Annotated in this window: 22 protein-coding genes and 1 pseudogene; 15 read left to right on the plus strand and 8 right to left on the minus strand. The window is 66.7% G+C overall.

What is annotated here, in order from left to right:
• Nucleotides 1-203 precede the first annotated feature (203 nt).
• Entirely contained in the window at nt 204-1,955 is a 1,752-nt protein-coding gene (gene ggt / locus HWX62_RS31815) for a gamma-glutamyltransferase (protein ID WP_175932974.1), read from the plus strand.
• A gap of 149 nt (nt 1,956-2,104) precedes the next feature.
• Complete coding sequence (locus HWX62_RS31820; RefSeq protein WP_175932975.1) at nt 2,105-3,433, plus strand: dicarboxylate/amino acid:cation symporter; 1,329 nt, start codon at nt 2,105-2,107, stop codon at nt 3,431-3,433.
• A gap of 3 nt (nt 3,434-3,436) precedes the next feature.
• On the opposite strand, the gene HWX62_RS31825 is transcribed toward HWX62_RS31820, so the two are convergent.
• Nucleotides 3,437-3,826, minus strand: coding sequence for a DUF3331 domain-containing protein (locus HWX62_RS31825; RefSeq protein ID WP_175932976.1), 390 nt, complete (start codon nt 3,824-3,826; stop codon nt 3,437-3,439).
• A 44-nt stretch (nt 3,827-3,870) separates the two neighbouring features.
• Nucleotides 3,871-5,163, minus strand: coding sequence for an NAD(P)/FAD-dependent oxidoreductase (locus HWX62_RS31830; protein ID WP_175985327.1), 1,293 nt, complete (start codon nt 5,161-5,163; stop codon nt 3,871-3,873).
• Between the two features lie 146 nt (nt 5,164-5,309).
• On the opposite strand from HWX62_RS31830, the gene HWX62_RS31835 reads away from it, so the two are divergent.
• On the plus strand, nt 5,310-5,963 hold the full coding sequence (locus tag HWX62_RS31835) for a TetR/AcrR family transcriptional regulator (protein ID WP_175932978.1): 654 nt from the start codon (nt 5,310-5,312) through the stop codon (nt 5,961-5,963).
• A 24-nt stretch (nt 5,964-5,987) separates the two neighbouring features.
• Here HWX62_RS31835 and HWX62_RS31840 read toward each other — a convergent pair whose 3' ends face one another.
• Nucleotides 5,988-6,899 (minus strand): LysR family transcriptional regulator, encoded by a 912-nt coding sequence (locus HWX62_RS31840; protein ID WP_175932979.1) that lies wholly within the window; start codon nt 6,897-6,899, stop codon nt 5,988-5,990.
• Nucleotides 6,900-7,013: 114 nt separating this feature from the next.
• Here HWX62_RS31840 and HWX62_RS31845 point away from each other — a divergent pair, with 114 nt between their 5' ends.
• The gene (locus HWX62_RS31845; protein ID WP_175932980.1) at nt 7,014-7,775 is read left to right on the plus strand and encodes an SDR family oxidoreductase; all 762 of its coding nucleotides are present in this window, start codon (nt 7,014-7,016) and stop codon (nt 7,773-7,775) included.
• A gap of 24 nt (nt 7,776-7,799) precedes the next feature.
• Here the strand turns inward: HWX62_RS31845 and soxR are convergent, their stop codons facing one another.
• Entirely contained in the window at nt 7,800-8,279 is a 480-nt protein-coding gene (gene soxR, locus HWX62_RS31850; RefSeq protein WP_175932981.1) for a redox-sensitive transcriptional activator SoxR, read from the minus strand.
• 79 nt (nt 8,280-8,358) lie between these two features.
• On the opposite strand from soxR, the gene HWX62_RS31855 reads away from it, so the two are divergent.
• From HWX62_RS31855 to HWX62_RS31885, 7 genes and pseudogenes are all read left to right on the plus strand, one after another.
• The gene (locus HWX62_RS31855; protein WP_175932982.1) at nt 8,359-9,555 is read left to right on the plus strand and encodes an efflux RND transporter periplasmic adaptor subunit; all 1,197 of its coding nucleotides are present in this window, start codon (nt 8,359-8,361) and stop codon (nt 9,553-9,555) included.
• 13 nt (nt 9,556-9,568) lie between these two features.
• The gene (locus HWX62_RS31860; protein ID WP_175932983.1) at nt 9,569-12,742 is read left to right on the plus strand and encodes a multidrug efflux RND transporter permease subunit; all 3,174 of its coding nucleotides are present in this window, start codon (nt 9,569-9,571) and stop codon (nt 12,740-12,742) included.
• Nucleotides 12,739-14,262, plus strand: a complete 1,524-nt coding sequence (locus HWX62_RS31865; protein ID WP_175932984.1) for an efflux transporter outer membrane subunit — start codon at nt 12,739-12,741, stop codon at nt 14,260-14,262. Before HWX62_RS31860 ends, HWX62_RS31865 begins: the two co-directional genes overlap by 4 nt.
• A gap of 163 nt (nt 14,263-14,425) precedes the next feature.
• Nucleotides 14,426-14,881, plus strand: a complete 456-nt coding sequence (locus HWX62_RS31870; protein WP_175932985.1) for a MarR family transcriptional regulator — start codon at nt 14,426-14,428, stop codon at nt 14,879-14,881.
• Between the two features lie 259 nt (nt 14,882-15,140).
• On the plus strand, nt 15,141-15,788 hold the full coding sequence (locus tag HWX62_RS31875; RefSeq protein ID WP_175932994.1) for a glutathione binding-like protein: 648 nt from the start codon (nt 15,141-15,143) through the stop codon (nt 15,786-15,788).
• Nucleotides 15,789-15,951: 163 nt separating this feature from the next.
• A complete protein-coding gene (locus HWX62_RS31880) occupies nt 15,952-17,202 on the plus strand; it encodes an MFS transporter (protein WP_175932986.1) in 1,251 nt (416 codons plus the stop codon).
• 57 nt (nt 17,203-17,259) lie between these two features.
• A pseudogene (locus HWX62_RS31885) lies at nt 17,260-17,427 on the plus strand (cysteine hydrolase); the annotation flags it as partial.
• Between the two features lie 52 nt (nt 17,428-17,479).
• On the opposite strand, the gene HWX62_RS31890 reads toward HWX62_RS31885, so the two are convergent.
• On the minus strand, nt 17,480-17,851 hold the full coding sequence (locus HWX62_RS31890; RefSeq protein WP_175932987.1) for a YXWGXW repeat-containing protein: 372 nt from the start codon (nt 17,849-17,851) through the stop codon (nt 17,480-17,482).
• A 586-nt stretch (nt 17,852-18,437) separates the two neighbouring features.
• On the opposite strand from HWX62_RS31890, the gene HWX62_RS31895 reads away from it, so the two are divergent.
• Nucleotides 18,438-19,559, plus strand: coding sequence for a porin (locus HWX62_RS31895; protein ID WP_077179420.1), 1,122 nt, complete (start codon nt 18,438-18,440; stop codon nt 19,557-19,559).
• A gap of 177 nt (nt 19,560-19,736) precedes the next feature.
• On the opposite strand, the gene HWX62_RS31900 is transcribed toward HWX62_RS31895, so the two are convergent.
• Nucleotides 19,737-20,135, minus strand: a complete 399-nt coding sequence (locus tag HWX62_RS31900; RefSeq protein ID WP_006486027.1) for a GreA/GreB family elongation factor — start codon at nt 20,133-20,135, stop codon at nt 19,737-19,739.
• A gap of 513 nt (nt 20,136-20,648) precedes the next feature.
• Here HWX62_RS31900 and HWX62_RS31905 point away from each other — a divergent pair.
• A complete protein-coding gene (locus HWX62_RS31905) occupies nt 20,649-20,978 on the plus strand; it encodes a DUF4148 domain-containing protein (RefSeq protein WP_175932988.1) in 330 nt (109 codons plus the stop codon).
• Nucleotides 20,979-21,138: 160 nt separating this feature from the next.
• On the opposite strand, the gene HWX62_RS31910 is transcribed toward HWX62_RS31905, so the two are convergent.
• Nucleotides 21,139-21,600: a CBS domain-containing protein gene (locus HWX62_RS31910; protein ID WP_099317619.1), complete on the minus strand. Its 462-nt coding sequence runs from the start codon at nt 21,598-21,600 to the stop codon at nt 21,139-21,141.
• A gap of 176 nt (nt 21,601-21,776) precedes the next feature.
• On the opposite strand from HWX62_RS31910, the gene ribA reads away from it, so the two are divergent.
• Nucleotides 21,777-22,427, plus strand: a complete 651-nt coding sequence (ribA, locus tag HWX62_RS31915) for a GTP cyclohydrolase II (RefSeq protein WP_175932989.1) — start codon at nt 21,777-21,779, stop codon at nt 22,425-22,427.
• 47 nt (nt 22,428-22,474) lie between these two features.
• Here ribA and HWX62_RS31920 read toward each other — a convergent pair whose 3' ends face one another.
• Nucleotides 22,475-22,861, minus strand: coding sequence for a VOC family protein (locus HWX62_RS31920; RefSeq protein WP_175932990.1), 387 nt, complete (start codon nt 22,859-22,861; stop codon nt 22,475-22,477).
• 293 nt (nt 22,862-23,154) lie between these two features.
• Between HWX62_RS31920 and HWX62_RS31925 the strand changes: the two genes are divergently transcribed.
• Complete coding sequence (locus HWX62_RS31925) at nt 23,155-23,445, plus strand: hypothetical protein (RefSeq protein ID WP_175932991.1); 291 nt, start codon at nt 23,155-23,157, stop codon at nt 23,443-23,445.
• Nucleotides 23,446-23,608 lie beyond the last annotated feature (163 nt).

The raw sequence follows: 23,608 nt of genomic DNA on the forward strand, positions 1-23,608 counted from the left end.
AAACATTTCTCGCGCGGCACGGCGACGCCCGTTCGCATTGGATTGGGTGATTACCCTAGTTTTTGGCGAAAAAAAGCGAGTGTTATGATCGCGGCCTCGTTCAAATGTATCGTTTATTACATGCCGGATGGGCAGCATCGCCGTGCGGTTGTGTGCCGCAGCATCCCGGCATGACCCGGTTTATTCGTCTGGAGGATTCCGTCATGAGGCGGCTCGTGGTACTCACCCTGTTGTCGGCGATGAGCGTGTGCGCGTTCGCCGCGTCGGACCCGGCGGTCGAAGCGAAGAACGGCATGGTCGTGTCGTCGCAGCACTTCGCGTCGCAGATCGGCGTCGACATCCTGAAGGCGGGCGGCAACGCGGTGGACGCCGCGGTGGCGGTCGGCTATGCGCAGGCCGTGACCAACCCGTGCTGCGGCAACATCGGCGGCGGCGGCTTCATGACGATCCATCTGGCCGACGGTCGCGACCGCTTCATCAATTTCCGCGAGACGGCGCCGGCCGCGGCGTCCGCGAACATGTATCTCGATGCGTCGGGCAACGTCATTCCGGACCAGAGCCTGTACGGCTATCGCGCGGTGGGCGTGCCGGGCACGGTGGCCGGCCTCGATCTCGCGCAGCGCAAGTACGGGAAGCTGACGCGCCAGCAGGTGATGGCGCCGGCGATCCGGCTCGCGCGCGACGGCTTCGTGCTGACGCGCGGCGATACCGACATCCTCGACACGACGGTCGAGCGCTTCAAGAAGGATCCGGAAGCCGCGCGCATCTTCCTGCGCCCGGACGGCACGGCGCTGCAGCCGGGCGACCGTCTGGTGCAGAAGGATCTGGCCCGCACGCTCGAGCGCATCGCGGCGCAGGGGCCCGACGCGTTCTATCATGGCGAGATCCCGAAGATCGTCGAGGCGGCGGCCAGGCGCGGCGGCGGCGTGATCGCGGCGGCCGATTTCGCGTCCTATCGTGCGCAGGACATGGCGCCGCTGACGTGTACGTATCGCGGCTACGAGTTCGTGTCGGCGCCGCCGCCGAGCTCGGGCGGCGTGACGATGTGCGAGACGCTGAACATCCTCGAAGGGTATGACCTGCGCAAGCTCGGCTACCACTCGGCCGCGGCGGTCCACTACATGACCGAAGCGATGCGCCATGCATATGAAGACCGCAACACGCTGCTCGGCGACCCGAACTTCATCGACAACCCGGTCGCGAAGCTGACGAGCAAGGAATACGCGGCGCAGATCCGCAAGAGCATCCATGCCGACACGGCGACGCCGTCGGTCGACGTGCAGCCCGGTGTCGGCGTGCACGAGAAGCCGGAAACGACGCATTACTCGATCGTCGACCACGACGGCAATGCGGTATCGACGACCTATACGGTCAACGGCCGCTTCGGCGCCGTGGTCATCGCGCCGGGCACGGGCTTCTTCCTGAACGACGAGATGGACGACTTCACCGTGAAGGTCGGCGCGCAGAACCTGTTCGGCCTCGTGCAGGGCACGCGCAACTCGATCGCGCCGGGCAAGCGTCCGCTGTCGTCGATGGCGCCGACCATCGTGAAGAAGGACGGCAAGGTGTTCATGGTGGTCGGCTCGCCGGGCGGCTCGCGCATCATCACGATCACGCTGCAGACCGTGCTGAACGTGATCGACTACGGGATGACGCCGCAGGACGCGGTCGCCGCGCCGCGCATCCATCATCAGTGGCTGCCCGACGCGGTCTATTACGAAACCTACGGCCTGTCGCCCGACACGCTCGCGATCCTGCGCAACATGGGCTACAAGATGGTCGAGCAGACGCCGTGGGGCGCCGCCGAGCTGATCATGGTCGGCCTGCCGGACACCGAAGCGGCGAGCCGCCAGAGTTCCGGCAACGATTCGTCCGTGTCCGGCAACGTGCGCGTCGGCTTCATCTACGGCTACAACGACCCGCGCCGTCCGGCCGGTTCGGCGATCGGCTACTGACCGATCGTTGCATGTCGAATCGCCGCCGCCGGCGTTCGCGTTCCCGCGAATGCCGATGCGGCGGCCGCGCGTCCGGCGGTGGACATCCGCCAGCTTGAGCGGCGCGCGCCTTTCTTCCATCAACTCCATCGCCATGCGGCGAATTCCTCATGAACAAACGAATGTCAGCGGCAGGCTGGATCCTGCTCGCGATGGCAGCCGGCATCCTGACCGGCTACCTGATCTACACGCAGCTTCCGGACAAGCAGTCGGCCGCCGAAATCGCCGGCTACATCTCGCTCGTGTCCGACGTGTTCCTGCGCCTGATCAAGATGGTGATCGGGCCGCTCGTGTTTTCCACGCTGGTCGTCGGCATTGCGCACATGGGCGACGCGTCGTCGGTCGGGCGCGTGTTCGTGAAGGCGTTCGGCTGGTTCGTCACCGCATCGCTGGTCTCGCTGCTGCTGGGCCTGCTGATGGCGAACCTGCTGCGGCCCGGCGAGAACCTCGGCCTGCCGCTGCCCGACATCGGCGCGTCCGCGCATCTCGCGACCTCCAAGTTCACGCTGAAGGATTTCGTCGGCCACATGGTGCCGAAGTCGATCGCCGAGGCGATGGCGAACAACGAGATCCTGCAGATCGTCGTGTTCTCGATGTTCTTCGGCGTTGCGCTGTCGGCGCTCGGCGAGCGCGGCAAGATCCTCGTCGCCGCGATCGACCAGCTCGCGCACGTGATGCTGAAGATCACCGGCTACGTGATGAAGCTCGCGCCGCTCGCGGTGATGGCCGCGATGGCGTCGACCGTCGCGGTCAACGGGTTGTCGATCCTGCTGAAGTTCGCGGTGTTCATGGGCGACTTCTACGTGAGCCTCGTGCTGCTGTGGGCCACGCTCGTCGCGGCCGGGCTCTTGTTCCTCGGCCGTCGCGTGTTCAAGCTGCTCGCGTTGATCAAGGAAGCGTTCATGCTGTCGTTCGCGACGGCCAGCTCCGAAGCCGCGTACCCGAAGATCCTCGACGCGCTCGACCGGTTCGGCGTGAAGCGCAAGATCTCGAGCTTCGTGATGCCGATGGGCTATTCGTTCAACCTCGACGGGTCGATGATGTACTGCACGTTCGCGTCGCTGTTCATCGCGCAGGCGTATAACATCCACCTGTCGATCGGCACGCAGGTCACGATGCTGCTCGTGCTGATGCTCACGTCGAAGGGGATGGCCGGCGTGCCGCGCGCATCGCTCGTCGTGATCGCGGCCACGCTGCACCAGTTCAACATTCCGGAAGCCGGGCTGCTGCTGATTCTCGGCGTCGACACGTTTCTCGACATGGGCCGCTCGGCCACGAACGCGGTGGGCAACTCGATCGCCAGCGCGGTGGTCGCGAAGTGGGAGGGCGAGCTGATGTCGGAGTCCGAAGCACGCGCGCATGCCGCGCATCTCGATGCCGAACTCGAACGGCAGAACCGCGAGCCGGCCTATGGCGCCGGTCAGACCACGTCGACCTGACGGTCAGGCCGCCAGCGCGTCGTCGATGCACGCCGCGAGCACCATCGCGGCGGCGTTGCCCGGCGTCGAGCCGAGCAGTTGCGGTGCATAGACGCTGTCGCCGATCTCGATCGGACGCCCCGACAGCGCGCACACGCCGCGCTTGCGCGTGGTGAACAACCGCCACTTCTGGTAGCCGTAGTGCCCGGTGCAGGCGTCGCACCAGGAAATCATCACGGTGTCGGCCGTGGGTTGCTCGAGCACGCTGATGGTCGGCTTGCTCGTCGCGTCCCACGACGGCAGCCGGTCGCGCGTGATGCTGCGCCGTCGCGGCCCGCCCCACGAGACGGACGGCATGTCGAAGCTGCCGATGGCGGCGACGGTCATGAGCCAGGGCGCTGCACGGTTGTTCATGTGTCTGTTCCTCGAAACGTTGCGCGGTGCCGCGACGTGCGGCATCACGACAGGCGGATGCGCGGTTGCACCCAGCCGTTGATCCGCTCGGCGATCCACAGCAAGGTCGCCTTGGAGAAGCCGTGCAGCGCCTGCTGGTGCCGCCGGTAGAGCATCAGGTGGCTGAACTGCGCGAAGCGCCCCTGGATGAAGCCGCCGCGGAAGAACCCGAACTGCCCGAGCGTGCCGAACGCGTCGTAGTCGCTGATCGACACCAGCGCGCCGAAATCGTGGAACGCGAACGGCGGAATCGGCGTGCCGTCGAGCCAGGCGGGCAGGTGCTTCGCGAGATGCTCGGCCTGCTGCGTCGCGACCTGCGCGGTCGGCGGCAGCGGCCGTTCGTGGCCGTCGGGCAGCAGACTCCCGCAATCGCCGATCGCGAGCACGTGATCGTCGCCGGTCGCCTGCAGCGTGGGGCCGACGAGGATCTGGTTCGCGCGGTTCGTGTCGAGCCCGCCCAGCGCCTGCATGAAATCGGGCGCCTTCACGCCGGCCGCCCAGACCATCAGGTCCGCTTCCGCGAACGAACCGTCGCCGTAGTGAAAACCGTTCGCGTCGGCCGACGTGACGCGCGTCGACGTCAGCACGCGAAACCCGATCTGTTCGAGCCGCCGCTGGGCCGACGCGGAAATCCTCGGCGGAAACGCATTGAGGATGCGCGGGCCGCTTTCGAGCAGCGTGAGCTGCAGCCGCTCGCGCACCGTTTCGTCACCATAGGCCTGCGCTACTTCCAGCAAACGGCTCAGCTCCGCCGCGAGTTCCACGCCCGTCGCGCCCGCGCCGACGATCGCGACGCGAAACGGCTCGTCGCGCGCGATGCTGCGGAACACGCGCATCCGCAACGCTTCGTTGAAGGTTTCGGCCTGCTGCTGGCTGTCGATGAAGTAGCAGTGCTCGCGCACGCCGGGCACGCCGAAATCGTTGGCCTGGCTGCCGAGCGCGAGGATCAGCACGTCATATTCGAGTTCGCGTGCGTCGATCGCCACGTCGCCGTTCTGCGACCGGATCTCGCCGAGCTGTATGCGGCGGCGCGCGCGATCGAGCCCCTTCAGTTCGCCGGGCTGGTACGTGTAGCCGTGGTCGCGGGCGTGGGCGAGGAAGATCACCTGTTGCTGCTGGACGTCGCGCGTGCCGGCCGCGATCGTGTGCAGCATCGGCTTCCAGATGTGCGTCGGACTGCGGTCGACGACCGTGATCTGCGCCCGCCCGGACCGGCCGAGGCGTTCGCCCAGGCGGGTCGCGAGCTGCAGCCCGGCGATCCCGCCGCCGACGATGACGATGCGTGTAGGGGTTGTCATGGATAAATCATCACGTGATGAATAATGTATGATCCTAGCGCTTCCCGGCTCCGCGTGTCAACGGAGCGGGGCAGGCCGCCCGCTTCCGGTACGTGAAACCGGGGATCGAACACGGGCATTCGAATCGTTCAAGGAGCAGGAAAAACGTGGCAGAAGTCACTGAGCGCGCGCCGTCGAAGCGGCGTACGCGCGGACGGCCGCTGGCGGATGCGTCCGTCGGTCCGGACGTGATATTGCGGGCCGCGCGCCGCACGTTCGCGAAGCGCGGCTACGACGCGACGAGCGTGCGCGAAGTCGCGCGCGAGCTGGGCATCGATGCGGCGCTGATCGCGCATCACTTCGGTACGAAGGAAACGTTGTGGCTGGCCGTCGTCGAGCAGATCGTCGAGCTGGCCGAACCGATGTTCGACGCGCTGCGTGCGTTGCGCACGTCGTCGCTTTCGCATCGCGACCGCGTGCGGCGCGCGCTCGAGCTGTGCGTCGATCACGAATTCGCGGAGCCGGATATCGGCATGTTCTTCTCGACGGCCGCGACCGAGGAAGGCGGGCGGCTCGACCGGCTGCAGGAGCGGATCGTGCGCCCGTATCACGACGCGATGTTTCCGCTGCTGGCGGACGCGGTGGAGGCCGGCGCGATCCGCCCGGTCGATCCGAACGTGCTGTTCTTCATGATCGCGAGCGCCGTGAGCACGACGGTATCGTACAGTCACATGATGCTGGAGTTCACGTCGCTGCCGGCGCGGCCGGAGGCGTTCCGCGAGGCCGTGCTCGGCGTCGCGTTCAACTTCCTCGGCGACTGAGCGCCGCGCGCGCCATGCGTGCGGTCACGTCGCGGCAACCAGCCCCAGCTCGCGCACCGCGTTCCGTGCGCTGTCGCGCAGCGCATCGACGAGCGGCGACGGCGTACGGTACGCGAGCGCCAGTTCGTACGCGAGCGGGCTGCCCGCATCCTTCAGTTCGCAGAACGTCATACCGTGCGGCTGCATCGGCACGAACAGGCGCGGCATCAGCGCGACGCCGATGCCACCGGCGACGAGTCCGGCCGTCGTCTGCATCTGGCGCGGCTGCTGGACCACGCGCGGCGCGAAGCCCGCCTGCGCGCATGCCGTCACGATCAACGCATGCATGCCGGGCCCGTGGTGAGCGGCAAACATGACCCACGGCTCGTCCGCCAGCTCGGCCAGCGCGATGCGGCGTCGGCGCGCGAGCCGGTGGCCGTCGGGGAGCGCGGCCACCATCCGGTCGCGCAGCAGCGGCTCGACATGCACGTCGCCGGCATCGGCCACCGGTAGCACGACGAGGCCGGCGTCGGTGCGGTCCTGACGCAGCGCGAGCAACTGCTCGGCGGTCGTGCCTTCCTCGAGCTGGAAATCGACGTGCGGATGCCGTTCCTGGAACGCGCGCAGGATCAGCGGCAACAGTGCGTTGACCGTGCTGTCGACGAAGCGCAGCCGCAGCGTGCCGCCGAGGCCGGCGCCCGCGCGGCGCGCCACGGTCGCCGCGCGCTCGGCCTGTTCGAGCGTGCGCCGCGCCTCGAGCAGGAACGCTTCGCCGGCCGGCGTGAGCCGCGAGCCGCGGTTGTCGCGCTCGAGCAAGGCGACGCCCAGTTCGTCCTCGAGCTTGCGGATCGCCGCGCTGAGCGGCGGCTGGGCCATGTGCAGCCGCTCGGCCGCGCGCCGGAAGCTGAGCGTTTCGGCGACCGCGATGAATTGCCGGAACTGGCGCAGATCGATCATTGCGATACCTTTCGCGTATCAAGCCATCATCGGATTCGTATTTTACCTATCGCTGTTCGTTGCCCACACTGCGAATGTCACCCATCGTCAACACCGAGGAAAGGAGGGCGGGTCATGGCAGGCAACGAACGGCAACGCACGGCGATCGTCACGGGCGGGTCGAGCGGGATCGGCTTCGCGATCGCGAGCCGGCTGGTACAGGACGGGTATCGCGTCGCGATCGTCGGGCGCGACGCGACGCGGCTCGATGCAGCGGTCGCGCGTCTGGGCGGCGCGGCGATCGGACAGGCCGGCGATTTGAGCGAGCGGCGCGACGCCGAAGCGGTGGTGGCCGCGATCGTCGCAAGGTGGCCGCGTGTCGACGTCCTCGTCAACAACGCGGGGCTGACCGGGCGCGTCGCCGCGGATACCGAAGCGAGCGAGGCCGAGGCCGTGTGGGATGCCGTGCTCGACGCGAACCTCAAAAGCCTGTTCCTGACGACGATGGCCGTGCTGCCGCACCTGGCCGACCACGCCGCGCGCATCGTCAACATCGGCTCGATCGCGGCGCGCGCCGGCAGCCTATTGCCGGGCGGTCTCGCGTATGCGGCCGCGAAGGCCGGCGTCGAAGGCTTCACCGCCGCGCTGGCACGCGAACTCGGCGCGCGCGGCGCGACGGTCAATACGGTCGCGCCCGGCTATATCGCCGGCACGCGTTTCTTCGGCGACGGCGGCGTTGCGCCGGCCGTCGCGACGACGATCCGCGAGCAGACGCCGGCCGGCCGCGCCGGGCAGCCGGAAGACGTCGCCGACGCCGTCGCCTGGCTCGCCGGGCCGCGCGCGTCGTTCGTCACGGGCGCGACGATCGCGGTAAACGGCGGCTGGCGCGTCGGATGATGCACCCCGCACGCTGCCGTCCGGTCATTCGAGGTCCGTCGGCGGCTTGTCGCCGAGCCAGCGCCGCGCGCCGGGCCCGTTGCGGCCCGCGCGGTCGTCCGGGTTGGTCAGCTTGCACCGTTTCAGCGACAGGCAGCCGCAGCCGATGCATTCGTCGAGATTGATGTAGAGCCGCTGCAGCTCTTCGATCCGGCTCGCGACGCGCTGCTTCCAGCCGCGCGACAGCCGCTGCCAGTCCTTGTTGCTCGGCGCGGTGTCCTCGGGCAGGCTGACGAGCTGTTCGGCGATTTCATCGAGCGAATAGCCGATCTTCTGCGCGAATACGATGAACGCGATCAGCCGCAGCACCGCACGCGAATAGTGACGATGGCTCGAGCCGTTGCGGTGCGACTTGATCAGCCCGCGCATTTCGTAGAAACGCAGCGTCGACGCCGGCACCCCGCTGCGCGCGGCCACTTCGCGGATCGACATCAGCGGCCATTGCGGGGTTTCCTGGATACCCATGATGCCCTCCGGGAAAGCTTGACTTGAAGTTAACTTCAACTTTTATGCTACGCGGCAGTTTAACCCGTCGCGAGGCATCATGCGCTCCTTTCTCCTACGCAGGACGTCGCCCTTGGGCGCGGCCTGCGCCCTGTTGCTGGCGTTGTCGGGGTGTCACGACGGCAAAGGCACATCGTCGGCTCATCCCCTTCCCGAAGTCGGCGTCGCCACCGTTGCGCCACGCACCATCCGCCTCGCGGACGAATTCAACGGACGCGTCGAAGCGGTCGACGCGGTCGAACTGCGGCCGCGCGTGAGCGGCTATCTGCAGCGCGTCGCATACAAGGAGGGCGATGTGGTCGCGCAGGGCGCGCTGCTGTTCGAGATCGATCCGCGCCCGTACCGGATCGCGCTCGACCGTGCGAATGCGCAGCAGCAGCGCGCCCGTGCGGCAGCGAGCCTCGCGAACGTGCAGCTCAAGCGCGTGCAGACGCTGATCGATGCGCATGCGACGTCGCAGGAAGAGCTCGACAACGCGCGCGCCACTGCCGAGCAGGCGCGCGCCGATCTGCAGGCGGCCGATGCGGCCGTGGCCGACGCGAAGCTCAATCTCGGCTTCACCGAAGTGCGCGCGCCGATCGCGGGCCGCGTCGGTCGCGCGGTCGCGACCGTCGGCAACCTCGCGCGTGCGGACGACACGCTGCTCACGACCGTCGTATCGCAGGATCCGGTCTACGTGTATTTCGATTGCGACGAGCAAAGCTACCTGCGCTACAACGCGCGGCGCGCCGACCCGAAGCATCGCGCGATCGGCGCCGACCCGGTGCGCGTCGGCCTCGCGAACGAGACGGGCTTCCCGCATGCGGGCACCGTCGATTTCCTCGACAACCGGCTCGATCCGCAAACCGGCACGATCCGCGCACGCGTGCGGCTGCCGAATGCGGACCATACGTTTACGCCGGGCCTGTACGCACGCGTGCAGCTCGTGAGCGGCCGCGACCAGGACGCATTGCTGGTCGACGACAAGGCCGTGCTGACCGACCAGGACCGCAAGTACGTGTACGTGATCGGCCCCGGCGACAAGGCGCTGCGCCGCGACGTGACGATCGGCCGCGAACTCGACGGCGAGCGGATCGTCGAGAAGGGGTTGCAGGCGGGCGACCGCGTGGTGGTCGACGGCGTGCAGCGCATCTACTATCCGGGCGCGCAGGTGAAGCCGAAGGCGCTGCCCGCGCGCGCCGATGCGGGCGATGCCACGCAGGCGCTCGCCGATGCCGGCGCGCCTGCCGCGCAATGACGGGAGCGATACGATGGATTTCTCCCGTTTCTTCATCGACCGCCCGATCTTCGCGGTCGTGCTGTCGATCGTCATCTTCGCGATCGGCCTGATCTCGATTCCGATGCTGCCGGCCGGCGAATACCCGGAAGTCGTGCCGCCGAGCGTCGTCGTGCGTGCGACGTACCCGGGTGCGAACCCGAAGGAAATCGCCGAGTCGGTGGCCGAACCGCTGGAAGAGGCGATCAACGGCGTCGAAGGCATCATGTACATGAAGTCGGTCGCCGGTTCGGACGGCAGCCTGCAGGTCGTCGTCACGTTCCTGCAGGGCGTCGATCCCGACACGGCCGCCGTGCGCGTGCAGAACCGCGTGAGCCAGGCGCTGTCGCGCCTGCCCGACGAGGTGCGCCAGTACGGCGTGACCACGCAGAAGCAGTCGCCCACGCCGCTGATGTACGTGAGCCTGTATTCGCCGGACAACAGCCGCGATTCGCTGTACCTGCGCAACTATTTGACGCTGCACGTGAAGGACGAACTGTCGCGGCTCACCGGCATCGGCGACGTCGGCGTGTACGGCTCCGGCGACTATGCGATGCGGCTGTGGCTCGACCCGAACCGGCTCGCGTCGCGCGGGTTGACCGCGAGCGACGTGATCGCGGCCGTGCGCGAGCAGAACGTGCAGGTGTCGGCCGGCCAGCTCGGCGCGGAGCCGTCGCCGAAGAAGAACGACTTCCTCGTGTCGATCAACGTGCGCGGCCGCCTGCGCACGGTGCAGGAGTTCGGCGACATCGTGCTGCGCAACGGCGACGACGGGCAGGTCGTGAAGCTGTCCGACGTCGCGCGCATCGAGCTCGGCGCGGGCGACTATACGCTGCGCTCGTATTTCAACGACAGGCATTCGGCCGTGGTCGGCATCTTCCTGTCGCCGGGCGCGAACGCGCTCGACGTCGCGAAGGCCGTGTATGCGAAGCTCGACGAATTGTCGAAGCGCTTCCCGCCCGGCGTCGCGTATCGCCCGGTGTGGGATCCGACCGTGTTCGTGCGCGAATCGATCCGCGCGGTGCAGCACACGCTGATCGAGGCCGTCGTGCTGGTCGTGCTCGTCGTGATCCTGTTCCTGCAGACGTGGCGCGCGTCGATCATTCCGCTCGTCGCGGTGCCGGTGTCGGTGGTCGGCACGTTCGCGTGGCTCTACCTGCTCGGCTATTCGATCAACACGCTGACGCTGTTCGGCCTCGTGCTCGCGATCGGGATCGTCGTCGACGATGCGATCGTCGTCGTCGAGAACGTCGAGCGCAACATCGCGCAGGGGTTGAGCCCGCGCGATGCCGCGCACCAGGCGATGCGCGAGGTGTCGGGGCCGATCGTCGCGATCGCGCTCGTGCTGTGCGCGGTGTTCGTGCCGATGGCGTTCATGTCGGGCGTGACCGGCCAGTTCTACCGGCAGTTCGCGGTGACGATCGCGATCTCGACGGTGATCTCCGCGATCAATTCGCTGACGCTGTCGCCCGCGCTTGCCGCGAAACTGCTGCGTCCGCACGGCGCGCCGAAGGATGCGTTGACGCGCGCGCTCGACCGCGCGTTCGGCTGGCTGTTCCATCCGTTCAACCGCTTCTTCGAGCGCAGCGCCGACCGCTATCACGGCGTCGTCGGCCGCACGCTGAAGCGGCGCGGCGCGGTGTTCGCCGTCTATGCGGCGCTGCTCGCGGCGACCGCGCTGCTGTTCGACGCGGTGCCGGGCGGCTTCATCCCGGTGCAGGACAAGCTGTACCTGTTCGCGGGCGCGAAGCTGCCGGAAGGCGCGTCGCTCGCGCGCACCAGCGCGGTGACCGAGCAGATGACGAAGATCGCGCTCGGCACCGACGGCGTCGAGATGGTGCCGGCGTTCGCGGGGCTGAATGCGCTGCAGGGCGTGAATACGCCGAACATCACGAACTCGTACGTGATCCTGAAGCCGTTCGACCGGCGTCACCGCAGCGCCGCGCAGATCAACGCAGAGCTGAATGCGCGCTTCGCGGCGATCGGCGGCGGCATCACCTATGCGCTGATGCCGCCGCCGATCCAGGGCCTCGGCAACGGCTCGGGCTACTCGCTGTACCTGGAGGATCGCGGCGGGCTCGGCTACGGCGAATTGCAGAAGGCGCTCACGGCGTTCCAGGCCGCGGTCGCGAAGACGCCGGGGATGAGCTATCCCGTCAGCTCGTACCAGGCGAACATTCCGCAGCTCGAGGTGAAGGTCGACCGGTTGAAGGCGAAAGCGCAGGGCGTCGCGCTGACCGACCTGTTCAATACGTTGCAGGTGTACCTCGGCTCGATGTACGTGAACGACTTCAACGCGTTCGGCCGCGTGTATCGCGTGATGGCGCAGGCGGATGCCGGCCACCGGCAGACGGCCGCCGACATCGCGAACCTGCGCACGCGCAACGCGAAGGGCGAGATGGTGCCGATCGGCTCGATGGTGACGGTCGGGCCCGCGTACGGTCCCGACCCGGTCGTCCGCTACAACGGCTATCCGGCCGCCGACCTGATCGGCGACGCCGATCCGAAGACGATGTCGTCGTCGCAGGCGATCGCGAAGCTGCAGCAGATCGCGAAGGACGTGTTGCCGCCGGGCATCACGCTCGAATGGACCGACCTCAGCTATCAACAGGTCACGCAGAGCAATGCGGCGATCGTCGTGTTCCCGCTCGCGGTGATGCTCGTGTTCCTGGTGCTCGCATCGCTGTACGAGAGCTGGACGTTGCCGCTCGCGGTGATCCTGATCGTGCCCGTCTGCATGTGCGCGGCGCTGTTCGGCGTGTGGCTGTCCGGCGGCGACAACAACGTGTTCGTGCAGGTCGGCCTCGTCGTGTTGATGGGGCTGGCCTGCAAGAACGCGATCCTGATCGTCGAATTCGCGCGCGAGCTCGAGATCCAGGGCAAGGGCGCGGTCGAAGCGGCGCTCGAGGCGTGCAAGCTGCGGCTGCGTCCGATCGTGATGACGTCGGTTGCGTTCATCGCGGGCTCGGTGCCGCTGCTGATCGGCAGCGGCGCGGGCAGCGAGGTGCGGGCGGCCACCGGCGTCACCGTGTTCGCCGGGATGCTGGGCGTCACGCTGTTCGGGCTGTTCCTCACGCCCGTGTTCTACGTGGCGATCCGCAAGCTCGCGGGCGGCACGCCGGCCGTCTGGAGCGAACAGCACGGCACCCTCGAAGGAGAAAACCGATGAGCGCCGCTTTCCGCCTTTCCGCGCTCGCGATGTCGGTGATGCTCGCTGCCTGCGCGGTCGGCCCCGATTTCAAGCGGCCCGATACGACCGCGGCCGCGCGATTCGCGCGCGATGCCCGCCCGGCGACGCAGGCAGACGCGGTGCCGGTCGATCCCCGGCCCGATACGCCGCCCGATGCGTCGGCCGACGCCGATGCCGCGTTCTGGCGCGGTTTCGGCGATCCGGCGCTGACGCAGTTGATCGATGCGGCGCTCGCGGCGAACCAGGACCTGCAGGTCGCCGTGTCGCGCTACGACGCGTCGAACGCGCTGCTGTCGCAGGCGAGCTTCGACCGCTACCCGACGATCACCGCGAGCGGCCAGATCGGTCATCAGTTGACGAGCAGGGATCAGGCGTTCGGCGCGCCGCGCAGCCAGCGCGATACGCCGACGTCGAGCGTCGGGATCAATGCAGCATGGGAACTCGACCTGTTCGGCCGCGTGCGCCGCTCGATCGAGTCGCAACGCGCGGAAACGGCGGCCAGCGCGGCCGACGTGCGCGCGGTGCGCGTCGCGATCGCGGGCGAGGTCGCGAGCACGTACGTCGATCTGCGCGGCTCGCAGGAGCGGTTGCGGATCGCCCGCGAGAACGCCGACAACCAGCGGCAGACGCTCGCGCTGATCAATGCGCGCGTCGGCGCCGGAAGGGGCTCGGAGCTCGATGCGGCGCGAGCGCGTGCGCAGTACGAATCGACGACCTCGCGGATCGCCGTGTACGAAGCGGCGATCGGTGTCGACGAGCACCGGCTCGCGGTGCTGACCGGGCAGACGCCGGATGCGCTGATCGGCCGTTTCGACTTGCCGAAGACGGGCACGCCGACGGGCACACCCGTCCCGCTGCCGGCGCTCGCGGCCGACATCGATCCCGGTACGCCGGGCGACCTGCTGCGCCGCCGGCCCGATGTCGCGGCCGCCGAAGCCCGGCTGCATGCGGCGACCGCGCGCGTCGGCGTCGCGACCGCCGACCTGTTCCCGCGCTTCACGCTGTCGGGGCTGCTCGGCAGCGCGACGAGCAGCTACGGGTTCTTCCGCGCGGGCAGCGACACGAACCTGATCGCGCTCGGCATCGACTGGTCGTTCCTCGACGTCGGCCGCGTGCGTGCGCGGATCGCCGCGAGCGACGCGGAAGCGGCCGGCCAGCTGGCGCAGTACCGGCAGACCGTGCTCGGCGCGCTGGAGGAAACCGAGAACGCGCTGCTGCGTGTCGCCCGCACGCGTGACGAGACCGCGCACCTCGTGCGCGCGGCCGACGACAGCGCACGCGCCGCGCAACTCGCGCAGGCGCGCTTCTCGGCCGGCGCGATCGACTACTACGAAGTGCTCGACGCGCAGCGGACGCTGCTGCAGGCGCAGGACGCGGCGGCCGACGGCCGGATGCGCGGCGCGGCATCGACGGTCGCGCTGTACAAGGCGCTCGCGGGCGGCTGGCCGGCGGGCGCGGGGCAGAGCACGCAGGGGCCGCTCGCCCGGTCGGAGAAGTAGCGCGAGCAGCGAACGGCGTGGCGCGGCGGTCGTGGCGCCGCGCCACGCGACGACATGCGCGCCGATCGGCGGGCAAGACGGCAACTGCCATCGTATGAAGGGGCCATCGTTCTCGCGGTAAAATTTAATTGCAACTGCAATTAAATGACAGGAACGACCCGACATGAACGCACCCGAACCGGATCTGTGGTTCTCGTTCGTCCGCGCGCACCGGACGATGATTCGCGAGATCGAGCGTCGCCTCGCGGCAGCCGGCCTGCCCGCGTACGCGTGGTACGACGCCCTGTGGGGGCTCGAGAGCGGCCCCGACGGCACGCGCCGCATGCACGAACTGGCTGACGTGCTCGCGATCGAGCGCTACAACCTGACGCGTCTCGTCGACCGGCTCGAACAGGAGGGGCTCGTCACGCGCACGCGTTCGGCGGACGACGGCCGCGCCGCATTCGCGAGCATCACCGACAAGGGGCGGACGCTGCGCAAAAAGATGTGGAAGGTGTACCAGTCGACGGTCGCCGAGCTATTTCTCGAGCAGTTCACCAGCAAGGAGCGGGCGGCGATGGTCGCCGCGCTCGACCGTGCGACCGCTGCCGCACGCGACGCGGCGGCCGACGCGAAGTAACGGTATCCGGCACACGGAGCGCCGCGCGTCGAGCGAAGGCGCTACGCGGCCTCGCGGCGCGAGCCACCGCGTCGTCAGCCGTTCAAGGCAGGCCGCCGCGGCGCGGCGTGTGTCGGGCGTCCGCACGAGCGGGGCTGGATCGCGCAGCCTGCATATCCCTCCTTCGAGTACTGGCATGTCGCCGGCACACCCGGTTCGGGCATAGGATTGCAATTGCAACGATTGTAGTTGCAACGATAACCCGATGACAAGGACCGACATGACCTCGACGCATTCCCTCACGTTCTATACGGCCGACACGCCGAACGGGCACAAGATCGCGATCTACCTGGAAGAAGCCGGGCTCGCGCACGATCGCGTGCACGTGAACCTGTCCGCCGGCGAGCAGCGCAGCCCGGCGTATCTCGCGATCAATCCGAACGGCAAGATCCCGGCCATCGTCGACCACGACACGGGGCTCGCCGTTTTCGAATCCGGCGCGATCCTCGGCTATCTCGCCGAGAAGACGGGCTACCTGCAGCCCGAGACGCTGGCCGAGCGCACGGCGGTCCAGCAGTGGCTGCATTTTCAGATCGGCGGGATCGGGCCGATGCTCGGCCAGCTGTGGTGGTTCCTGCATGCATCGAAGACGGCCAATGCGGAAGCGATCGACCGCTACCGGAAGGAAGCGCTACGTCTCTACGCGGTCGTGAACGGTCGCTTGTCGGAATCGGCGTATCTCGCGTCGTCGCGGTATTCGATCGCCGACATCGCCGCGTTTCCGTGGCTGCGCACGGCGGCCGAGCTCGATCTCGACGTGGCCGGCTTCCCGCACGTCGAGCGCTGGCTCGCCGAGATCGCCGCGCGGCCGGCCGTACAACGCGGCCTGGTCGCATGCCGGGCGCCGGCGGCCGAGGCGGCGCACTGACATCGCATCGCCCGCGCCGCATGGCCGGGACGTCGATCCATCGGCGCGGGCGGCATCGCGGGTATCGGGCGGGCCGATGCTGGGTATCGCGAGCGGCGGTCTACCGCGGCCGTCGCCCGGTCTTTACGCTTGCGCGATCATCCACTCCATCCGGAAGGTCGCCATGTCCCGGCTCGACTACACACTGCTCGGCCCTTGCCTGCTCGCCATCGCGCTCGACGCGATGGGATTCGGCCTCGTCTATCCGATGATGTCCGCGATTTTCAGCGATCCGCACGCGGGCATCCTGCCGGCCGACGCCGGCGCGCACGCGCGCAATTTCTATCTCGGCCTCGGCTACGGGGTCTATCCGCTGTGCATGTTCTTCGGCTCGTCGCTGATGGGCGAGCTGTCCGACCGTTACGGCCGCCGCCGCATCCTGCTGCTGTGCGTGCTCGGCCTCGCGGCCGGCTACGCGATGATGGCGGCCGGCGCATGGCATGCCAGCGTCGCGCTGCTGCTGGCCGGCCGCGGACTCACCGGCCTGATGGCCGGTTGCCAGGGTATCGCGCAGGCAGCCATCACCGACCTCAGTACCCCCGAGACGAAGGCGTACAACATGAGCATCATGTCGCTCGCGTTCAGCGCGGGCGTGATCGTCGGCCCGGTGCTCGGCGGCGTCACGTCCGACCGGACGATCTCGCCGCTGTTCGACTACGGCACGCCGTTCGTGCTGGTGGCCGTGCTGTCGTCGATCTGCGCGTGCTGGACCTGGGCGTCGTATCGCGATTCCGCCGCGCCGCGCGGCGATACGCGCATCGATCCGCTGTTGCCGCTGCGAATCGTCTGGGAGGCCGCGCGGCAGCGCAACGTGGCGTTCCTGTCGGTGGTGTTCTTCCTGATGCAGGTCGGCTACGGGCTCTACCTGCAGACCATCATGCTGCTGTTGCAGACGAAATTCGGCTATACGAGCGCGCGGCTCGGGCTGTTCAGCGGCGTGATCGGCATCTGCTTCGTGTTCGGCCTGCTGTGCGTCGTGCGGCTGATGCTGCGCGTGTGGCGCGTGATCGATATCGCGAAGACGGGCCTGCTCGTGGCCGGGCTTGGCCAGATCCTGTCCGCGCTGTTTCCGCACGAACCGGTGCTGTGGGCGCTCGCGATGGTCGTGGGCTGCTTCGACATGGTGGCGTACACGACGATGTACACGGCGTTTTCCGATGCCGTCAGCGACGATCGGCAGGGCTGGGCGCTCGGCGTCGCGGGCTCGGTGATGGCGGTCGCGTGGGTCGTGACGGGCGCGCTGACGAACCTGCTGCCCGTATTCGGCGAAATCGGTTTGCTGCTGGCCGGCGGCGCGGGTTTCCTGCTCAGCTTCGCGATGATGGTTGCGTACGGCCGCATGCGGCCGGGCGCGCGAACGGCCGTGCTGTCATAGGCGGCGCTTGCGCACGTTGGCCCGATCCTGTCGGATATCGTGCCGCGCTGCTGTCGTGTCGATACGCGGCTGAACGCGGCCGGCATCGACACGTTGATCGTCGCCGGCCTTTCGACGCACGCGTGCGCAGTTGGTGCGGCGCGATGCGGTGCCGCCCGGCATGCGGCGATCGTCGTCGACGATGCGTGCGCCACGCGCGATCTCGACGTCGCGGACGGCGGCAGTTCGCGCGCGCCGTTCCGCGCAAAACCTTCATTGGTCGGAGCCGAGTCGCCGTTTACCGCCACGAGCCGTCGACGTAGACCCACACCGACCCTTGGCGGCGCCAGTAGCCGGGCACCCAACGGCGGCCGGGGCGCCGCGCGACCCAGCGACCGGGCACCCATATATAGCGGCCGCGCTGCCAGCGCCAATAACCGTCCGTCCATATATAGCCGTGCGGCCGTGGTGGCGGCGGACGACGGTCATGTCGCGCCGCCGGCGGCGCGAAACCCGGCCGATCCGCATAGGGCGGCCCGCCGGGTACACGGTTCGGGCCCGAGGGCCGGTACACGGGCGGAGCGGGCTGCGCCGAGGCGGCGCGCAGCCAGCCGGTGCCGACGAAGGCGGCGGTCAATCCGATGGCGCGCAGCAACGAGCGTCGATTCATGGCGATTCCAGTTCTGTATTGGAGGCTGCCTGACATTAGCCTGCCGGCCCGCCCGCCGGGTTACGGGGGTGGTTAAGGCTGTTACCGCGTGTCACGGCAGGCGCGAGCCGCCTTTTCCCTTTCTGATGGCTGACGGAATCGCGTCGCGGCGCAGGCACCGTCGCCTGTTTAGGGGCGAAGGGAGCGTTTTAGACGCCGACAACCCAATATTTGAGATTGGATAGGGTAATAATTACCGATTTCGAGGTGCCGAATCGATTCCGTTTGTTGTTTCTATGCAACCGTCAAGCCGATGACATGAAAGAATGGTGCGATGAAAGCGTCCAAAAAGCCGGCGTCAAGAGGTCAAAAACAAACGTTAAAACAAATACTTATGACGCGTCCCCACTTTCATTATTTCTAGTTCTGGAAAAGCTTATTTCTTTATTTGCGGATCGCTCCCCTAGGGTACACCCCTAAACTCACGGTTCCCAAACGGGCAACTATCCGGGCGCCGCCAGCAGGACCGATGGCGCTCCCGGGCGGTTGCAGACCGTTTATGAACAAGGTCGCGAGACCTGCCTCTTTTTAGAAGGGAGCTCCACGAATGAACAAGACTCTGATCGTTGCAGCAGCTGCAGCATCGTTCGCAACCGTCGCTCACGCGCAAAGCAGCGTCACGCTGTACGGCGTGCTGGACGCAGGCATCACCTACACGAGCAACGTCCAGCCGGCACTTGGCCAAGCTGGCAAGTCGCGCTGGGCAATGGGTTCGGGCATTGACCAGAGCCGTTTCGGCCTGCGTGGCTCGGAAGACCTGGGTGGCGGCCTGAAGGCAATCTTCACGTTGGAAAGCGGCTTCAACATCGGTAACGGCAAGTTCGCGAACGGCAACGGCGGCATGTTCAACCGTCAAGCTTTCGTCGGCCTGTCGAGCCAGTACGGCACGGTCACGCTGGGTAAGCAGTATGACGCAACGCAAGACTTCCTGGCGCCGCTGACGGCAACGGGCTCGTGGGGCGGCACGTACTTCGCGCACCCGCTGAACCTCGACCGCCTGAGCACGAACGGTGACGTCGCACAGAACAACACGATCAAGTACACGAGCGCGAACTACGCTGGCCTGCAATTCGGCGGCACGTACTCGTTCTCGAACAGCACGAACTTCGGCAACAACCGTGCATACAGCGCAGGTGCTGCATACCAGTTCCAAGGTCTGAAGCTGGGTGCTGCATACTCGCAAGCGAACCTGGGTGACGGTACGAACGCAAACGGCGCAACGTCGTCGGCGATCGGTGGCATCGCTTCCCAAGGCCGCGTCCGCACGTACGGTGCTGCTGCTGCGTATGCATTCGGCCCGGCACAAGTCGGCGCTGCATGGACGCAAGCGCGTCTCGACAACAATGCTGTCGCTGCAGGCACGCTGCGCACCGACAACTACGAAGTCAACGCAAAGTACAACCTGACGCCGGCTCTCGGCCTGGGTGCTGCTTACACGTACACGAACGCGAAGATCAACAACGGCAGCACGCACTGGAACCAGTTCGGCCTGCAAGCTGACTACGCGCTGTCGAAGCGTACGGACGTCTACGCACAGGCTGTGTACCAGCGTGCAGCGAAGAACGGCATCGGCGCGTCGATCTACAACGGCAACAGCTTCGCCGACAACCTGCCGAGCTCGTCGATCAACCAAACCGCAGCAACGGTTGGTCTGCGTCACCGCTTCTAAGCGTGACGGGCGGGGCAACCCGCTTCGCAGCATCGAAAAGGCGCCTTCGGGCGCCTTTTTTTTCGTCTGTGGAAAGCGATGACGATAATCCGGATCGTCCGGATGCAAAAAAGCGAGGCCGGTGCCTCGCTTTTTTCGTTGTGCGCCCGTATGGCGCGGCGCCGGTCGACCGGTGGTTCAGCGCGTGTATTCGCCGTTGGCTTCCGGCTGGAACACGATCGCGGCGACCTTCATCAGTTTTTCGGCGCCACTCGGCTGCATCACCTTGACCATCTGGCCGCGTTGTGTCCCCAGCAGCGCCATGCCGACGGGCGAGAAGACGTTGAGGCGGCCGAGTTCGAGATTGGCGGCATCCGGATAAACGATCGTCCAGGTAGCTTGTTCCTGGGTCGCTTCGTCGAGCAGCGTGATCTGCGAGTTCATCGTGACGACGTTCGCCTTGATGGCGTCGGGCTGAACGATATCGGCACGCTCGAGCAGCGTGTCGAGCATCGTCTGGAAGCGCGGGTTGTGCTCGGCGTGCTTTTCGAGACGAGCGACGTCGAGTTCGGTCAGCTGGTAAAGGCGTTGTTTCATGGCAGTTCTCCAAATGATCGGCAGGGGCAGGCGTGGCGTGCCTATGAGGATCGCCCGGAGCCTGTCTAACCTGGCTCCGGGTGGAGACCGAGCGGTCAGATCAGGCGCCGGGCAGGGGCGAGCGGTGCCTGGGCCGTGCGTCGAGCGAGAGGGTGCGCCGGCTGGCCGGCGCGCACGCGCACGCCGGCCGGGACGGACGGCGAAACCGCAGGGGACGTGAGCGCGTGCATGGTGGACGGAATATCGACTGGTGAATAAAACCTTACGATTCTACAACACAACCTTCCGGGCATGTGACTTGGCTGTTGGCGATTCGTCAGCGATTGTTGTGTAGATGAGGCAAGTTACAACGACCCTGTCCAGAAACAGTGGGTGATTTTTTCCAAAAATGCAACGCTGTATATTCAAACTAAGGGTTTCCCCTTGGGTTGGCACGCACTACACTGAATTCAATCGCTTCAGACAGTCCCTGCCGAGGCGACGTCAAAAGAGAACATATTCCGGAGGTAAATCATGAAGTCGATCATCTACGCAGCCATCGCCGCATCCGTCCTTGCCGCTCCGATCGCATCGTTCGCGCAGTCCGAGCAGGGGTTGACCCGCGCTCAGGTCAAGGCCGAACTCGTGCAACTCGAGCAGAACGGCTACAAGCCGCTGGCGAGCGATTCGCAATATCCGAGCGACATCCAGGCCGCCGAGCAGCGTATCCAGCCCAACCAGCCGATGCTCGCGCAAGCCGATACGAGCGGCTACGGTGCCGTCGCGACGGGTGCCGCGCAAACCGGCCGCCGCGTGACGCGGGAAGCACCGAATCCGGTGAACTCGGTCTACTTCGGCAACTGATCGAACGTCCCACGGGTCTGCCCGACAGCGGATCGCTGAATTGACGAGACGCGCGCCAGTCGCGCGCGCCGTTTGCCCGCAGGAGCAGAACCTCCGTCGCCGCATGTCGGCGGCTTTCCGCCCAGACGCTGACGCGTTTGGGCCTTTTTTGCTGCGCGGATCAGGCGGACGTGACCGTGGGCGTGCCGTGGATGTAGTGTTCGAGCTGGCTGATCGTGAACTGCTGATCGGCAATCACGCTCTTCACCAGGTCGCCGATCGAGATGAGGCCGACCAGCTTGCCGCCGTCGAGCACGGGCAGGTGGCGCATCCGGTGCTCGGTCATCAGCGCCATGCACTCGTCGGTGGATTGCGACGGTTCGACGTAGCGCACCTTGGACGTCATGATTTCCTCGACGCGGGTGGCTTTCGACGAGCGGTCCTGCAGGACGATCTTGCGCGCGTAGTCGCGCTCGGTGACGATGCCCGCGATGTCGTCGCCGTCCACGACCAGCAGTGCACCGATGCCCTTTTCCGCCATCAGCTTGATGGCGTCGTAGACGAGGTCGGTCTTCGTGACGGTGTAGATGGTACGGCCCGAATCCGGCTTGGCCTTGAGAATCTGCGCGACAGTCGTGCTCATTCGCTTTCTCCGTGTGCAGGTCGATGCAGGGCAGGCGGGACGTGATGCGCGTCACCCGGTAAGCCCAGTATAGCCGGGCGGGCGGCGGCAGTCGCGTGACGTTTCCAGATTAGCGGTAAACTCCCGTCACGCACCATCCACACAACTCCTACATTCCTGAAGTTTCGATTGAATTCATGATGTCTTCGCGTCCCCAATCGCCCACGCCGGGCAATGGCCAGGCCGACGAGTGCGTGACGCTCGTCGCCACGGCGTCGCTGCCCACGCGCTACGGTACGTTCACGTCATACGCATTTCGCGTATCGGGCAGCGATGCCGAACATCTCGCACTCGTGATGGGCGACGTGACCGGAGAGCAGTCCGTGCTGACGCGGCTGCATTCCGAATGCCTGACCGGTGACGTGTTCGGCTCGTACCGCTGCGATTGCGGCGAGCAACTCGATCTCGCGTTGCGTTACATCGCCGCCGAAGGCCGCGGCGTGCTGCTGTATCTGCGTGGCCATGAAGGCCGCGGCATCGGCCTGAGCAACAAGATCCGCGCGTACGCGCTGCAGGAGCAGGGGCGCGACACCGTCGAGGCGAATCTCGATCTCGGCCTGCCCGACGACGCGCGCGAATACGACTCGGCTGCGGCCATCCTGCGCATCCTCGGCGTGACGTCGGTGCGGTTGATGAGCAACAATCCGAAGAAGTTCGACACGCTCGTGAAGCACGGCATTCCCGTCTGCGAGCGTGTGGCGCTCGCGGTGCCCGTGCGCGAGGAAAACGAGCGTTATATCCGCACGAAGCAGACGAAGTTTGGGCATTACTTCGAGGAAAACGAGTAACCGGAGCGGGCGCGCAGGCGCCCGTTTCTCGTCACCTGTTTTGCCGGTCAGCGCCACGTACCGTTCTGCAACACGATCCGGTAACCGTCGGCATCCTCGAAAGTCTGACCTGATATCTCCCAGTACGGATTGAGCGACGTCACCGGCATGAAGCCGTGTGCGCTCGCGCGCTCGCACGCGGCTTCCCACTCCGGACGATCGGGCAGGTAGAAGACGATCAGGTCCTCCGGCGTCGGCGACGGCGCGATCGGATGGTCAGGGCAGTGCGTGAACTCGAAGTGATAGTCGAGGCCTTCGCGTCCGAGCATCACGCCGGAAAAGCCGTCGTGATCGTCGAAGCGCGCCAGTACCGACAGTTCGAGGGCGTCGCGATACATGCGCTCGGTGCGGGCGAGGTTGCTGACCGGGCGGGCAATGCGCAGATGAGCGTGCAAGATGGCCTCGGCGGGAAGTGGCGGGCCGGTCAATGATAAGCCGGCCGATCGCGATTGCGCGACGCGAGCGGGCCGTGTTTCGGGCGATACTCGCCGTATCGAACAATATCGATTCGGCCCGGCCAGACGAATCGAATCGAGCCTCGCGAAAGAAAAACATGACACTTCTCGATCTGCAGAGTGCGCACGCCGCGGCGCAGCGGCCACGCGTCAGCAAGACCTTCGAATTCATGTGTTCGGCAGCGCTTGCCGCACGACGCGCGGACACGCGCTTGCCGGCAGGGCGCTGACGAATGGGTAAGCCCGATCTTCGTCGGCCGGTTGCCGGACCCTATCGTCAGTCGCGATGGGCGGCGGCACTGGAGACCGCCTTCGGATGGGTGGCAAAGGGCACGTTGGTGCTGGCCGGCCTGGCGATGGTCGCATTGGCGGCGCTGACGGGCGACGTCGGTGCGCTGACGGACCTGCCGTCCACCAGGAGGGGCTGGCTGCACCTGCTGCTGATACTGGTCGTGGCGGTCGTGCTGATATTCGCGGTGCATCACTACTGGCTACGCCTGGCCAGCGTGCGTCCGGCAGGTTAGTCGGGCGGACGAGGTGATGCGTCCCCGCAAACCGTCGAGGCAATAAAAAAGGTTCATCGCAGGAAACCGTGGAGGGTTTGAGAGCAATTGCGTAACCTGACGCCTGACTTTAAGGACGTCAGGAGAGGCAATTGCTCGATCGCAAGGCACTTCAGGCACTGGG

The organism is Burkholderia sp. BCC0506, from assembly GCF_902833145.1.
Lineage (GTDB): Bacteria > Pseudomonadota > Gammaproteobacteria > Burkholderiales > Burkholderiaceae > Burkholderia.

Excerpts from the sequence above, each read along its gene's own strand:
- HWX62_RS31925 (WP_175932991.1), top strand. The coding sequence starts at position 23,155 with ATGGGTAAGCCCGATCTTCGTCGGCCGGTTGCCGGACCCTATCGTCAG.
- soxR (WP_175932981.1), bottom strand. The coding sequence starts at position 8,279 with ATGGGTATCCAGGAAACCCCGCAATGGCCGCTGATGTCGATCCGCGAA.
- HWX62_RS31875 (WP_175932994.1), top strand. The coding sequence starts at position 15,141 with ATGACCTCGACGCATTCCCTCACGTTCTATACGGCCGACACGCCGAAC.
- HWX62_RS31845 (WP_175932980.1), top strand. The coding sequence starts at position 7,014 with ATGGCAGGCAACGAACGGCAACGCACGGCGATCGTCACGGGCGGGTCG.
- HWX62_RS31860 (WP_175932983.1), top strand. The coding sequence starts at position 9,569 with ATGGATTTCTCCCGTTTCTTCATCGACCGCCCGATCTTCGCGGTCGTG.
- HWX62_RS31830 (WP_175985327.1), bottom strand. The coding sequence starts at position 5,163 with ATGACAACCCCTACACGCATCGTCATCGTCGGCGGCGGGATCGCCGGG.
- HWX62_RS31865 (WP_175932984.1), top strand. The coding sequence starts at position 12,739 with ATGAGCGCCGCTTTCCGCCTTTCCGCGCTCGCGATGTCGGTGATGCTC.
- HWX62_RS31840 (WP_175932979.1), bottom strand. The coding sequence starts at position 6,899 with ATGATCGATCTGCGCCAGTTCCGGCAATTCATCGCGGTCGCCGAAACG.
- HWX62_RS31870 (WP_175932985.1), top strand. The coding sequence starts at position 14,426 with ATGAACGCACCCGAACCGGATCTGTGGTTCTCGTTCGTCCGCGCGCAC.
- HWX62_RS31910 (WP_099317619.1), bottom strand. The coding sequence starts at position 21,600 with ATGAGCACGACTGTCGCGCAGATTCTCAAGGCCAAGCCGGATTCGGGC.
- HWX62_RS31905 (WP_175932988.1), top strand. The coding sequence starts at position 20,649 with ATGAAGTCGATCATCTACGCAGCCATCGCCGCATCCGTCCTTGCCGCT.
- HWX62_RS31825 (WP_175932976.1), bottom strand. The coding sequence starts at position 3,826 with ATGAACAACCGTGCAGCGCCCTGGCTCATGACCGTCGCCGCCATCGGC.
- HWX62_RS31820 (WP_175932975.1), top strand. The coding sequence starts at position 2,105 with ATGAACAAACGAATGTCAGCGGCAGGCTGGATCCTGCTCGCGATGGCA.
- HWX62_RS31900 (WP_006486027.1), bottom strand. The coding sequence starts at position 20,135 with ATGAAACAACGCCTTTACCAGCTGACCGAACTCGACGTCGCTCGTCTC.
- ggt (WP_175932974.1), top strand. The coding sequence starts at position 204 with ATGAGGCGGCTCGTGGTACTCACCCTGTTGTCGGCGATGAGCGTGTGC.
- HWX62_RS31880 (WP_175932986.1), top strand. The coding sequence starts at position 15,952 with ATGTCCCGGCTCGACTACACACTGCTCGGCCCTTGCCTGCTCGCCATC.
- HWX62_RS31890 (WP_175932987.1), bottom strand. The coding sequence starts at position 17,851 with ATGAATCGACGCTCGTTGCTGCGCGCCATCGGATTGACCGCCGCCTTC.
- HWX62_RS31895 (WP_077179420.1), top strand. The coding sequence starts at position 18,438 with ATGAACAAGACTCTGATCGTTGCAGCAGCTGCAGCATCGTTCGCAACC.
- ribA (WP_175932989.1), top strand. The coding sequence starts at position 21,777 with ATGATGTCTTCGCGTCCCCAATCGCCCACGCCGGGCAATGGCCAGGCC.
- HWX62_RS31855 (WP_175932982.1), top strand. The coding sequence starts at position 8,359 with ATGCGCTCCTTTCTCCTACGCAGGACGTCGCCCTTGGGCGCGGCCTGC.